This window comes from Nitratireductor sp. J20-h4, from assembly GCF_056780505.1.
Map to the genome: position 1 here is coordinate 1,464,994 of NZ_CM165557.1, position 12,653 is coordinate 1,477,646.

At 64.0% G+C, this 12,653-nt stretch carries 9 protein-coding genes; 6 read left to right on the forward strand and 3 right to left on the reverse strand.

Annotation, left to right across the window (positions count from 1 at the left end; all coding sequences use genetic code 11):
* Window positions 1-18: 18 nt before the first annotated feature.
* Together ACT2B0_RS07130 and ACT2B0_RS07135 are read right to left on the reverse strand one after the other, a co-directional pair.
* Window positions 19-1,797 (reverse strand): NAD(P)-binding domain-containing protein, encoded by a 1,779-nt coding sequence (locus ACT2B0_RS07130; protein WP_473462986.1) that lies wholly within the window; start codon window positions 1,795-1,797, stop codon window positions 19-21.
* Window positions 1,798-1,899: 102 nt separating this feature from the next.
* On the reverse strand, window positions 1,900-2,853 hold the full coding sequence (locus ACT2B0_RS07135) for a MurR/RpiR family transcriptional regulator (protein ID WP_473462989.1): 954 nt from the start codon (window positions 2,851-2,853) through the stop codon (window positions 1,900-1,902).
* A 334-nt stretch (window positions 2,854-3,187) separates the two neighbouring features.
* Here ACT2B0_RS07135 and ACT2B0_RS07140 point away from each other — a divergent pair, with 334 nt between their 5' ends.
* The 5 genes from ACT2B0_RS07140 to ACT2B0_RS07160 all read left to right on the forward strand — a co-directional run bounded on the left by ACT2B0_RS07140 (window position 3,188) and on the right by ACT2B0_RS07160 (window position 8,883).
* The gene (locus tag ACT2B0_RS07140) at window positions 3,188-4,006 is read left to right on the forward strand and encodes an ABC transporter ATP-binding protein (protein WP_473462991.1); all 819 of its coding nucleotides are present in this window, start codon (window positions 3,188-3,190) and stop codon (window positions 4,004-4,006) included.
* Window positions 4,007-4,018: 12 nt separating this feature from the next.
* Window positions 4,019-4,867: an ABC transporter permease gene (locus ACT2B0_RS07145; protein WP_473462993.1), complete on the forward strand. Its 849-nt coding sequence runs from the start codon at window positions 4,019-4,021 to the stop codon at window positions 4,865-4,867.
* An 88-nt stretch (window positions 4,868-4,955) separates the two neighbouring features.
* Window positions 4,956-6,131: an ABC transporter substrate-binding protein gene (locus ACT2B0_RS07150; RefSeq protein WP_473462996.1), complete on the forward strand. Its 1,176-nt coding sequence runs from the start codon at window positions 4,956-4,958 to the stop codon at window positions 6,129-6,131.
* Between the two features lie 88 nt (window positions 6,132-6,219).
* Window positions 6,220-7,305, forward strand: coding sequence for a Gfo/Idh/MocA family protein (locus ACT2B0_RS07155; protein ID WP_473462998.1), 1,086 nt, complete (start codon window positions 6,220-6,222; stop codon window positions 7,303-7,305).
* A 135-nt stretch (window positions 7,306-7,440) separates the two neighbouring features.
* A complete protein-coding gene (locus tag ACT2B0_RS07160; RefSeq protein ID WP_473463001.1) occupies window positions 7,441-8,883 on the forward strand; it encodes an amidase in 1,443 nt (480 codons plus the stop codon).
* Between the two features lie 75 nt (window positions 8,884-8,958).
* Here the strand turns inward: ACT2B0_RS07160 and ACT2B0_RS07165 are convergent, their stop codons facing one another.
* The gene (locus tag ACT2B0_RS07165) at window positions 8,959-9,657 is read right to left on the reverse strand and encodes a cyclic nucleotide-binding domain-containing protein (protein ID WP_473463003.1); all 699 of its coding nucleotides are present in this window, start codon (window positions 9,655-9,657) and stop codon (window positions 8,959-8,961) included.
* A gap of 245 nt (window positions 9,658-9,902) precedes the next feature.
* On the opposite strand from ACT2B0_RS07165, the gene ACT2B0_RS07170 reads away from it, so the two are divergent.
* Window positions 9,903-12,641, forward strand: a complete 2,739-nt coding sequence (locus ACT2B0_RS07170) for a nitrate/nitrite transporter (protein ID WP_473463006.1) — start codon at window positions 9,903-9,905, stop codon at window positions 12,639-12,641.
* Window positions 12,642-12,653: the final 12 nt, after the last annotated feature.

Genomic DNA, 12,653 nt, shown 5'->3' on the forward strand with positions numbered 1-12,653 from the left:
CGTCGTCCCGGCCGGAATCTATGCCGGGTCCCGGTAGACCGGCGTGTCGATGCCTTCCATCCGCGCCTTGATCTGCAGGGCGACGATCTTGGAATAAAACCGCGACAGCGCCAGATTGCCGCCATGGAACCACAGCGCCTCCTGCGCCGTCGGTTTCCACATATTGCGCAATTCGCCCTGCCACGGGCCGGGATCGTTTTTTACGCCCGATCCCAGGCCCCAGCACGGTCCGATGCTGTCGGCGACCTCGCGCGAGACGATCTGCGCCACGGTCTCGTGCATGGAGTGATAGCCGGTGCACAGGATGATCGCGTCGGCCGCCAGCTCTTCGCCGTCCTCGAACAGGATGCCGTTTTCGCTCAGTGCCTTGATCTGCTTGCCGCTGCGTATGCCGATTTCGCCGTCGATGATCAGGTCGCTCGCGCCGACATCGATGTAATAACCCGAACCGGTGCGATAGGCCTTCATCATCAGCCCGGTTTCGTCCTCGCCGAAATCGACCGCAAAGCCGGTCGCCGCCAGCTTGTCGTAAAACGCCGCGTCGCGTCGCCTGATCTCGTCCCACAGCGCCTTCTGGCTTTCCGGCAGCAGGGCAAAGGGCGTGGAGGCCACCAGCATGTCGGCCGCCTCCGTCGTCATGCCGCGATCGACTGCCTCCTCGGAATAGATGTCGAACGCCATCTCCATCATCGTGTCGGATTTGACCACGGTGGTCGGCGAGCGCTGGACCATGGTCACCTCGGCGCCGCTCTCCCAAAGGTCGACGCAGACGTCGTGACCGGAACTCGCCGCGCCGATCACCGCGCATTTGCGGCCTTTGAACGGCGTGCCGCCGGCATAGTCGCTGGAATGCAGGACCTGACCCTTGAAACGTTCGGCGCCGGCAAGCGCGATGCGGCGCGGCGGGCCGTAGGCGCCGGTGGCGAACACGAGTTGGCGCGGTTTGACGACGATCCGTTCGCCGGCGCGTTCGAGTTCGACCGTCCAGACCTTTTCGGTTTCGTCATAGGCCGCGCTGACACAGCTTGTGGAGTCCCAGTAATTGAGCTCCATCACCTTGGCATACATTTCCAGCCAGTCGCCCATCTTGTCCTTGGGCGTGAAGACGGGCCAGTGCGCGGGGAAGGGGATGTAGGGCAGGTGATCGTACCAGACCGGGTCGTGCAGCACGAGCGTCCGGTAGCGGTTGCGCCAAGAATCGCCGGCGCGCGCATTCTTCTCCACGATAATGGTTGGCACGCCGAGTTGCTTTAGCCGCGCGCCGAGCGCGATGCCGCCCTGTCCGCCGCCGATGATCAGGCAGTAGGGCTCTTCGGTGTGGCCGAGTGTCGCCTTTTCGCGCGCCCGTGCTTCGGACCAGGTCTCGCGGCTCGGATCGGCCTTGTGGCGCACACCGAGTTCGCGCGTGCGGCCCGCCTTTTCCTCGTGGCCTTTGAGGTCGGTCGTCATCGTGAACAGCGTGTGGCAGCGCCCGTCGCGCAGCCGCACGATGCCCTTGCCGTGGGCGACCTGGGTCTCGAAGGTGAAGTGGGCCTCCACCACGCCATCCGCGTTCGTTGCCTCTCCCTCCAGGCGCCATGTGCCCGGCTGCGTTTGCTTAAGCGTGGCGTCGAGCATCTCGCGCACGGCCGTGCGCCCTTCCATCGTCTTGATGTTCCAGGTGAAGCTCAAAAGATCGCGCCAGTAGCATTGCTCCAGGAACAAGGCGGCGGCCGTGTCAGGCTCGCCAGCGTCCAGGGCGACCGACAATGAACGCAGCCAGTTGGCCGCCTGCTGGGTTGGTGCGGCGTCGAGCATGATTCCTCCTCCTTGGATACACATGGCGCTTCGGGCTTTTGGGATAAGGGGGTGATGCGATCGGCGGTCGGTGGCGGGCAAGTGGGGCAGCGGCCCGCCGTTCTAGTCTCCCAGAGGTTCCATCACGTCCTTGCCCCCGCGATGGGTCAGGACGTTGTATTTGATCCGGCGCAGGTTTTCCTGGGCGCTCTCGCCGAGCTTGTAGCCGGCCGCGACCGCCATCAGGTCGACCGCCGCCAGAAAGGCGAAGCGCGAGGCTGTCGGCTTCAGCGTGTCGGGATATTCCGGCACGGCGACGGCGAGCGCGACGTCGCAGGCGCGCGCCAGCCCGCTGCCGGGCGCGGTGATGCACACGGTCCTGGCCCGGTAGTGCTTCGCCAGTTCTATCGCCTCGATCACCTCGCGCGTGCGACCCGTCGCCGAGATGGCGATCGCCAGATCGTCGGGTTTCAGCGTCGATGCCGTCATGCGCATCAGATAAGGGTCGCTGTGCGCGCTCACCGCCACGCCGTAGCGAAACAGCCGGTACTGGGTCTCCTGCGCGAGCGCCGACGAACTGCCGCCCAGGCCGAACACCGTCACCTGGCGCGCCTTGGCGATGAACTCGGCCGCCTGTTGAAGGCTCGCCGGATCGAGCTGCCGTTCGGCCTCCTGCAGGGCCTGTCTGGCCTGGCCGAACACGGCGCTCCAGAACGGCATGCCGTTGCCGGTCGAGCTTGCGGGCGGCTTCGACAGGTAAAGCGCGCCGACGACCAGGCTCTGGGCGAGCTTCAGCTTGAAGTCGCGCACGCCCTCGCAGCCGATCGCGCGGCAAAACCGCGTCACCGTCGGCTCGCTCACCTCCGCACGGCGCGCGAGATCGGCGTTGGAGGCGTCGACCGCGAATTTCACATCGTCCAGTACGACATCGGCCACGCGCCGTTCCGCCGGACGCAGGTCGCCGTAGGAATCCTTGATCTGCGAAATGATATCGGGAATCGGCTTGGCCTGGTGCCCGCCGTCGTCGGCCGGCGCCCCATCGGCGTCCCTCCAGGCCCCCCGCGCTGTCTCGACCATCAGCGTTAACCCTTCTGCCTGACGCCGGCGGACAATGAGCGGCCGGTCCCGGGGCAGGCTGCGTCCGCGGCGGGCGATCCCGTCGCGCTGTTTTCACCGGACCAAAGAGTGGCCGCGCCTGTTCCAGATGTTCTATTTTTGGCGTTCATGTAGGAAACTAACACACTTTCCGATTTCGAAAAACCCCTGAAAATATGGCGTTGCACGCGCTTGATCACCTCAATGCGCCAGTTGGCCCGACCAGTGCCTTGACAGAAAAGTAGGATAGTTACAGACTGAATTTAATGGATGAACGGTCGATCTCCGCGGTCGCCGAAAACAATCCGAGGGGCGAATGACGGCAGACGATTCTCAAACCCCGAAGCTTCGTATCGACGAGGCGTCGAAGGTCTATGCCACCGCGTCGGGCGACCTGCTTGCGCTCGACCGGTGCAGTCTGGACGTCCGTGCAAACGAGATCGTGTCCATCGTGGGTCCGTCCGGCTGCGGCAAAACCACCTTGTTGTGGTCGATGTCGGGCCTGCACAGCCTGTCTGGTGGTGAGATTCTGCTCGACGGCACACCGATCCGGGGCCCGCATCCCGATATCGGCCTCGTCTTTCAGGAAGCCAATCTTTTGCCGTGGCGCGACCTCGACGCCAATATCCGCTTTCCCTTCGAGATCAAGCGTATCAAGCCGGATCAGCCCTGGATCGACCATCTGCTCGAGCGTGTCGGCCTCGATGGTTTCGGGGGCAAGTTTCCGCGCGAATTGTCGGGCGGGATGCAGCAGCGCGCGGCGATGGTGCGCGCGCTGTCGCTGCGGCCGTCAGTGCTGTTGATGGACGAGCCTTTCGGCGCGCTCGACAGTTTCACCCGCGAGGAGATGAACCGGCTGGTCGAGGAGATCTGGCTCGAGACCCACACCACCATCGTCTTCATCACCCACAGCATCGAGGAAGCGATTTTCCTGTCGGACCGGGTGGTGGTGCTCAGCGGGCGCCCGGGCCGCGTCGCGCGCGAGTTCGAGGTGCCTTTCGAGCGTCCGCGCTCGATGGAGGTGATGGCGACGAAGGACGTCTTCGACCTGACCAACGCCATCAAGATGGAGATCGTCGGCGGTCGCAAGGGCGCCGCTTCGCCGGCGAAACCACAGCAGGAACACATCAGCTAAGGGGCGGTATCGGTGGATCGATCAGACGCAATACCCGAATTCCGCAAGGGCGCTTCCGGCGAGGGCGGTGATGTCAGCCTGACCAATCTGTCGGCCTTGTCCGGCGGCGTCGGCATCAAGTCGACAGCCGAAATCGTCGCCATCATCGCGGTCGCGGTGTTCGTCATCGGCGGGGTGGAACTGGCGCTGCGCGTCTTCAATGTACCGCCCTATATCATGCCCACGCCGAGCGCGATCGCGGTGGCGCTGGTCGGCGACTTTCCGCTGATTTTGCCGCATTTGCTGCACACCCTTGTCGAGCTTTTCGGCGGCTTCGCCATCGGCGCCGCCATTGGCCTCGTACTGGCGGCGGTGATCACGCAGTTCCCTTTCGCCGAAAAGATCGTGGCGCCCTACATCCTGCTTCTGGTCACGACTCCGATGCTGGCGCTGGTGCCGCTGCTCATCCTGCGATTCGGCTTCGGCTACGAGCCGCGCATTATCGCTGTCGCGCTCGCGTCCGGCCCGATGGTGATGATCAACGCCGCCACCGGCTTCCGCCGGGTCGACAACGCCAAGATCGCCCTGGCGCGCTCATACGGCGCCAGCACGCTGCAGATCTTCTGGAAGATCCGCGCGCCGATGGCGCTGCCGATGATTCTGGTCGGGCTGATGATCGGCGCCATCTTCGGCCTGCTGACGGCGGTCGGCGCGGAGATGGTCGGCGGCGGTTTCGGTCTGGGCAATCGCCTGACGACCTATTCCTCCATGATCCAGATGCCGCAGTTCTTCGCCGTGGTTCTCATCCTCTCGACGCTCGGCATCCTGATCTACGTGCTGTTTTTCCTGATCGGGAAAAAATGGGCGAGCTGGGAAACCTAGGAAGACGAACCAAGGCAGGACGGCTTCCGGAAGCCTGACGGGGGCCGATGACAGTCCAGACAGGCTGAACCGCAGAGGGAAGAGCGCAATGACTGGAAAAAGAACGTCGATCCTAAACATGCGGGCGCGCATGAGCCGCCGCCATTTTCTTCAGGTCACCGGTGGGGGCGTGGTTACGGCCACGGCTCTCGGCGCCGCCGGATATCTGACGCCGGCGCGTGCCGAGCCCTATGATACGTTTACCTGGATATCGCCGCGGGGCACGCTCGAAGTGCTCGACGACTATCCCTACTGGATCGCCAAGAAGATGGGCTATTTCGACGGTCTCGACACGGAGATGCAGCCCGGTCCTTCCGACGGCACCGCCACGGTGAAGTTCGTCGATGTCGGCCAGGCCGACATGGGCTTTCCGTCCCCGGGCGTGTTTTCCTTCGCGCTGCAGAACGGCATGAAGCTCAAATCGGTGTTCCACATGGGCGCGCGCGATACGTTCTCCATCGCGTTCCGCAAGGGCGAGGGCCTGTCCGACCTCAAGCAGCTCGAAGGCAAGACCATGCTGCTCGGCTCGGCCGCCTGGCAGGCGATCGTCGATCCGATGCTGGCTGCGCAGGGCGTCGACGTTTCCAAGGTCAAATATGTCGAGGCCGGCTGGCCCACCTGGGGCACCGCGCTCGCCGGCGGCCAGGGCGACGCCGCGCTTGCCTGGGAGGGCCTGCGCGCGGAATGGATCGCCACCGGCCTCGAATTCGACTACTGGCTTGGCGTCCAGAACTCCAACCTGCCGGCCAACACCTTCGTGGTGCGCAACGCCGATCTGGAGGATCCCGATCGCGTGGCCTTTCTGGAAAAATATCTGCGCGGTTGGGCGATGGGCCTCGAATTCGGCCACCAGAACCCGCGCGCGGCGGTCGAGGCCGTGTTCGAGCAGTTCCCGACTTTCGCCAAGAACACCGGGCCCGAGCTCGGCACCACCTCGATCCTGCAGCAGAGCAACGTCTTCCGCGGCGACATGGACAAGCGCGAGGGCTGGGGCTGGCACGACATGTCGAGCTGGCAGGCCTTCTTCGACCAGATCCACGATATCGGCCAGATTTCCGATCCGGTGAAGGCCGAGGACGTGTGCACCAATGAGCTGATCGGCCCGGCCAACGCGTTCGATCACGCCAAGGTCAAGGCCGACGCCGACGCCTATGAGTTGTCGGCGGACTTCGCCAAGCTCGATGTCGACAAGATCAGGGCGCACATGTTCGACGATGCGATCTAGGCTCGGCGACGGGTCTTGAAAACATGGCGGGCGGCCTTGAGGGACCGCCCGCCCCATCGGTCACGAAAAAACATCTAGGGAGGGCGCAGTGCCTGACAAACTGAAGGTCCTTGTGGTCGGCCTCGGCAATATGGGGGCGTCGCACGCCAGCGCCTATCATCGGCTGGATGGCTACGAGATCGTCGGCCTGATGAGCCGGTCGATCAAGGGCAAGACGATCCCGGACGAGCTTGCCGGCTATCCGCTGTTTGAGGATTTCGACGCAGCGCTCCGCGACACCAAGCCGGATGTCGTGTCCATCAATTCCTGGCCGAACACCCATGCCGAATACGCGCTCAAGGCGATGGATGCCGGCTGCCACCTTTTCATGGAAAAGCCGATCGCCACCAACATCGCCGACGCCGAAAAGGTCGTTGCCAAGGCGCGCGAAAAGAACCGCAAGCTGGTGCTCGGCTATATCCTGCGCGTGCACCCGTCCTGGATCACCTTCATCGAGAAGGGCCAGACCCTCGGCAAGCCGCTGGTCATGCGCCTCAATCTCAACCAGCAAAGCAGCGGCCCGGCCTGGTCCTGGCACAAGAATCTGATCGATTCCCTGATCCCGATCGTCGACTGCGGCGTGCACTATGTCGACGTGATGTGCCAGTTGACCGGCGCCAAGCCGGTGCGCGTCCACGGGATCGGCGCCAAATTGTGGGCCGACGCTGCCAAGCAGAATTACGGCCACCTCCACGTCACTTTCGACGACGGCTCTGTCGGCTGGTACGAGGCCGGATGGGGCCCGATGATGAGCGAGATCGCCTATTTCGTGAAGGACGTCGTCGGTCCCAGGGGCGCGGTCTCCATCGTTGCCGGCCAGGCTGAAAACGGCAAGGAAACGGACGAATTGTCGGATTCGGCCGATATCGACCAGCACACCAAGACCGATGCGATCAAGATCCATTACGCTGATGTCGATGGCGACAAGAATTTCGTCAAGAAGGACGAGATCCTCAGCATGGAGGACGAGCCCGGCCATCAGGAGCTTTGCGACCGCGAGCAGGCTTTCCTGCTGCGCGCGATCCGTGAGGATCTGGATCTGTCGGAATCCATGGACGCCGCTGTCAACTCCCTGCGCATCGTTCTCGCGGCCGAGCAGAGCATCGAGGAAGGCCGCGCCATCGAACTCGCCTGACATGGCCGCCGCCGGGCTTTGCGTCCCGGCGGCCGACCAGCTTCCGACCCAGGACCGTTGCGACCGCCCGCTTGAGCGATGCGGCAGCGATTACGCGCGCCCGGGCGTCACTTTCTTTCGACAGGAGGATACGACATGCCGACAGTCACCGAATCCCTGCTTGAGACCTACACCGAGTCCGACGCGCTCGGTCTGGCGGAGCTTGTGCACAAGAAGGAGGTGTCGCCGGCCGAACTGGTTGAGGCGGCGATCACCCAGATCGAGCGGCTCAATCCGCGCCTCAACGCGGTCGTCCACCGGCTCTACGATATGGGCCGCGCGCGCGCCGAGACCATCGACGCCGCCGCGCCCTTCGCCGGCGTGCCCTATCTGTTGAAGGAACTGGCCTCGTCCTGGGAGGGCGCGCCGATCACCAATTCCTCCGCCTATTTCAAGGATGTCGTCGCACCCGCCGATAGCGAGGTCGTCGGGCGGATCAAGCGCGCCGGCCTGGTGCTGGTCGGCAAGTCGAATGCGCCGGAAAACGGCTGGTCGATCGCCACCGAACCGAAGCTCTACGGCCCGACCCTCAATCCCTGGAACGAGGAGGTCACGCCCGGCGGCTCGAGCGGCGGAACCGCCGCGGCGGTCGCCTCGCGCATGGTGCCGATCGCCGAGGCGAGCGACGGCGCCGGCTCGATCCGCATTCCCGCCTCGTGCTGCGGCATTGTCGGGCTGAAGCCCTCGCGCGGCCGTGTGACGCTGGCCCCGCTCGGCGACTACTGGTACGGCGGCGCCTATTTCCTGTGCTGCACGCGTTCCGTGCGCGATACCGCCGCCTATCTCGATGCCGTCGCCGGCACCCTGCCGGGCGATCCCTATACGCCGCCGGTGCCGGCCGGGAGCTGGCTGGACCTGTCGCGCCGCGCGCCGAAAAAACTGCGGATTGCCTATTCGGTGACGCCACCCAACGGCACCGCCGTCGACCCGCAGGTCAGGGACGCCGTGCTGAGCACCGTTGCGACGCTGGAAGGGCTCGGCCATCAGGTCGAAGAATGCGATCTCGACCTCGACGGCGACGCGGCCTGGAAGACCTATACCGACATGACCTGCGTGCAGACCGCGGCCATGTTCGACTGGCTGGAGCCCGCGGTCGGCCGCCCAGTTACGCCGGCCGACGTCGAGCCGGTCACCTGGTCAATCATCGAGCGCGGCCGCGCCACCAGCGGCACCAAGCATATCACCGATGTCGAGGGTGTACGCCAGATCGGGCGCGCGGTCGTCGGCCAGTTGCAGCCGTTCGACCTGTTCGTCACGCCGACCCTGACGCAATTGCCGCGCCCGGTCGGCTATTACGACATGTCCGAACCCGACATCGACCGCTACAACGCCAAATGGGCCGATTCCGCCTTTGCCTTCCCCTTCAACATCTCCGGCCAGCCGGCGATCTCGCTGCCGTTGGCATGGTCGCGCAACAATATTCCGATCGGCGTCCAGCTTGTCGGCCGCTACGGCGACGAGGCCACCGTTCTGGCCGTCTCCGCACAGCTCGAGGAGGCCATGGCCTGGCGCGACCGGCGTCCGCCGCTCGGCGCCTGAGCGCCCCTGCCGCGTCTTCCATCAACCGCGGCAGAACCGTTTCTGCATGAACCGGGTTTGTCGGCCGGGGGCGGGTTACGTCCCCCGGTCGTCGATCAGCGCATTGGGTTTGGCCAGCGTGGTCAATCCGTCGAGGTCGTTCAGCCGCACGAGTGACCCGTCGACGTCGACACCGAAGGGCTTGAGCGTGTTGAAGGCGCGCGACAGATTTTCCGGCGTCATGCCGAGCAGCGATGCGATCGTGCGCTTGTCGTAGGGCAATTCGAGCGAACCGGTCGCCCCCTGTTCGCTGTGATAGCGCAGCAGCCGGTTGGCAAGCCGCTCGACGGCTGTGCGCAGCTTGAGGCTCTTGTGTTCCTTGACCACGCCGCGATAGCAGCTGGCCAGTTCTTGGACGATGGCGCGTGCAAAAGCCTCGTCGTGCTCGAAGGCGGCGCGGACGTTCTGGGAGGGAATAAGCAGGATGCGCGACTTTTGCACCGTGCGCGCCGACATCAGGTAGACCGCGTCCTTCAGCACGGCCGCCAGAATGAAGGTGCCGACCGGCCGCACCATCGCCATCGTGGTTTCGCGGCCGTTGGAACGCGCGTAGAGCTCCACGCATCCTTCCGTGACGATATAAAGAAAGTCGGCGGGATCGCCTTCGGTGATCAGATCGAGCTGGGCGGGAAAGGTCTGCAGATAGGCGGCCTTCATCAGCGTCTCGAAATTCGATTCGCTCATGCTTTCAAACAAGGGCAGGGATCGCATCTGGGGCAGGTCGTTTGTTCGCAAGAGTCCTGATCCTTGATAATTATCAAGCCCGTGATTGAACTAGTAGCAGCGGTAAATTTCCTGTTCAACCGCCCCGCTTGATGCGGAGGCGCGCTCTTCTTGTCATTTGCCAGCGTCCGCTTTGTTTCTGCCAAATCGAAGTTGCGGCTTGATCCGGATCAACTGCACCGGCCCTGAGCGCGCACAACTAAGCCCGTCATTTCGAAGTTGCGACATTTCTGCTCGCAGGAGAAGGGGACGGACTCATGCACTCGCTCTCAGGCGTATCGGCCGGACAACAGACCCGGATGCTCGGGATGAGCACGATCGCTTTCACCACGTGTTTTGCCGTCTGGACCATCTTTTCCATCATCGGCGTCAGGATCAAGCAGGAGCTTGGTCTCAGCGATACCGAGTTCGGCTTGCTTGTGGCGACACCGATCCTGACCGGCTCCCTCAGCCGCATCTTCCTGGGCATCTGGACGGATCAGTATGGCGGCAGGATCGTGTTCACGCTGGTCATGTTGTTGACCGCCGTCGCGACCTGGCTGCTGTCCACCGTTTCGACCTATGCGATGTTTCTCGTCGCAGCCCTCGGTGTCGGGCTTGCCGGCGGATCGTTCGCGGTCGGCATAGCCTATGTGTCGCGCTGGTTCCCCAAGCAGCGCCAGGGTACGGCGCTCGGCATATTCGGCGTCGGCAATGTCGGCGCCGCCATCACCAATTTCGGGGCGCCATTTCTTCTCGTCGCCATCGGCTGGCAGTCGACGGCAAAGGTCTATGCCGTAGCGCTGGCCATTATGGCGATCGTCTTCTTCCTGTTCACCAAGGAGGACCCCGCCACCGCCGCGCGCAAGGCGAGCGGCGAGAAGGCGCGGTCGACCCTGGTGGAGCTCGAACCCCTTCGCAGCCTCCAGGTCTGGCGTTTCGCGCTCTATTATTTCTTCGTCTTCGGCGCCTTTGTCGCGCTGGCGCTGTGGCTGCCGCGTTATCTGGTCGGTGTCTACGGCCTCGACATCAAGTCCGCCGGCATGATCGCCGCCGCCTATTCGGTGCCCGCGTCGATCTTCCGCGCCTATGGCGGTCACCTGTCCGACAAGCACGGCGCGCGCTCGGTGATGTACTGGACCTTCGGCGTCTCCGCGGTGCTGACCTTCATGCTGTCCTATCCCGATACCGACTACATCATCCACGGCACGCACGGACCGATCCAGTTTTCCACCAGCATGAGCCTGGCGCCCTTCGTCCTGGCGATCTTCGTGCTCGGCTTTTTCATGTCGCTCGGCAAGGCGGCGGTCTACAAGCACATTCCCGTCTACTATCCCGACCATGTCGGGGCGGTGGGCGGCCTGGTCGGCATGATCGGCGGCCTCGGCGGCTTCGTCCTGCCGATTACCTTCGGCGCCATGCTCGATCTGACGGGCGTGTGGACGACCTGCTTCATGCTTTTGTTCCTCATCGTGGCCGTGGCGATGGTGTGGATGCACTTCTCCATCCGCGCGATGGAGCAGCAGGCCCTTGCCGAAGGCCAGGTTGACCTTCCCCAGCTCCCCGAGATGCAGCCGATCCACGAAGGCGAAAAACACGCGGGTCTGGCCGGCGTTCTGGAGGACTGGCGGCCGGACGACGAGACCTTCTGGAACGAGCAGGGACGCCGGATCGCGCGCCGCAATCTGTGGATTTCCATTCCGGCGCTGCTCCTGGCCTTTTCGGTCTGGATGGTCTGGTCTGTCGTCGTCGCCAAGCTGCCGGGGATCGGGTTCGATTATACGACCGACCAGCTTTTCTGGCTCGCCGCCCTGCCTGGCCTGTCGGGTGCGACGCTGCGTATCTTCTACTCCTTCATGGTGCCGATCTTCGGCGGTCGCCTGTGGACGACGCTGTCGACGGCCTCGTTGCTGATCCCGGCCTTCGGTATCGGCTATGCGGTGCAGAACCCGGACACCCCGTACCTGATCTTCCTGGTTCTGGCTTTGCTGTGCGGTTTCGGCGGCGGCAATTTCGCCTCCTCGATGGCCAACATTTCCTATTTCTTCCCCAAGAAGGAAAAGGGCAACGCTCTGGCGCTCAATGCCGGCCTCGGCAATCTGGGCGTCAGCGTGATGCAGTTCCTGGTGCCGGTCGTCATCTCCACCGGCACATTCGTCTTCGCCTTTGGCGACGGGCAGACCGCCGCCGACGGCTCGATGATCTGGCTGCAGAATGCCGGCTTCGTCTGGGTCCCGTTCCTGATCGCAGCCACGGTTGCCGCCTGGTTCGGCATGAACGACATCGCAGCCGCGCGTGCCTCCTTCGCCGAACAGTCGATCATCTTCTCGCGCTTCCACAACTGGATCATGTGCATTCTCTACACCGGCACGTTCGGCTCCTTCATCGGCTATTCGGCGGGCTTCCCGCTTTTGATGAAAACGCAGTTCCCGGACGTGAATGCGCTGTCCTACGCCTTCCTCGGCCCGCTGGTCGGTGCGCTCAGCCGTGCCGGAACCGGCTGGATATCCGACAGGTTCGGGGGCGGTCGCGTGACTTTGTGGACCTTCGCCGGCATGATCGTGGCGGTCTGGGGCGTGCTGCAGTTCCTGCCCGAACAGGGCGTCGGCGGCAATTTCTGGGGGTTCTTCGCCTGCTTCATGGCGCTGTTCTTCCTGACCGGTGTCGGCAACGCCTCCACCTTCCAGATGATCCCTTCGATCATGCGCCTGGAAATCCCGCGCCTGATGCCGGAGCTGGACGAGGCCGCACGCCTCAAGCAGGCCGAGCGTGAATCGGCGGCGATCATCGCCTTCACCTCGGCCATCGCCGCCTACGGTGCCTTCTTCATTCCCAAGGCCTACGGCACGTCGATCACCATGACCGGCGGGCCCGAGATCGCCCTGTGGGGCTTCCTGGTCTTCTACGTGGTCTGCACCGTCCTGACCTTCATCTTCTACACGCGCCGCGGCGGCTTGTTGCACGCCGCGGAACGAACCCCGGCGACGCCGGCAACCCAAGCCACGCCGGCCGAGTAAGGAGCGCGAAAG

Excerpts from the sequence above, each read along its gene's own strand:
- ACT2B0_RS07130 (WP_473462986.1), bottom strand. The coding sequence starts at position 1,797 with ATGCTCGACGCCGCACCAACCCAGCAGGCGGCCAACTGGCTGCGTTCA.
- ACT2B0_RS07135 (WP_473462989.1), bottom strand. The coding sequence starts at position 2,853 with ATGGTCGAGACAGCGCGGGGGGCCTGGAGGGACGCCGATGGGGCGCCG.
- ACT2B0_RS07140 (WP_473462991.1), top strand. The coding sequence starts at position 3,188 with ATGACGGCAGACGATTCTCAAACCCCGAAGCTTCGTATCGACGAGGCG.
- ACT2B0_RS07150 (WP_473462996.1), top strand. The coding sequence starts at position 4,956 with ATGACTGGAAAAAGAACGTCGATCCTAAACATGCGGGCGCGCATGAGC.
- ACT2B0_RS07160 (WP_473463001.1), top strand. The coding sequence starts at position 7,441 with ATGCCGACAGTCACCGAATCCCTGCTTGAGACCTACACCGAGTCCGAC.
- ACT2B0_RS07170 (WP_473463006.1), top strand. The coding sequence starts at position 9,903 with ATGCACTCGCTCTCAGGCGTATCGGCCGGACAACAGACCCGGATGCTC.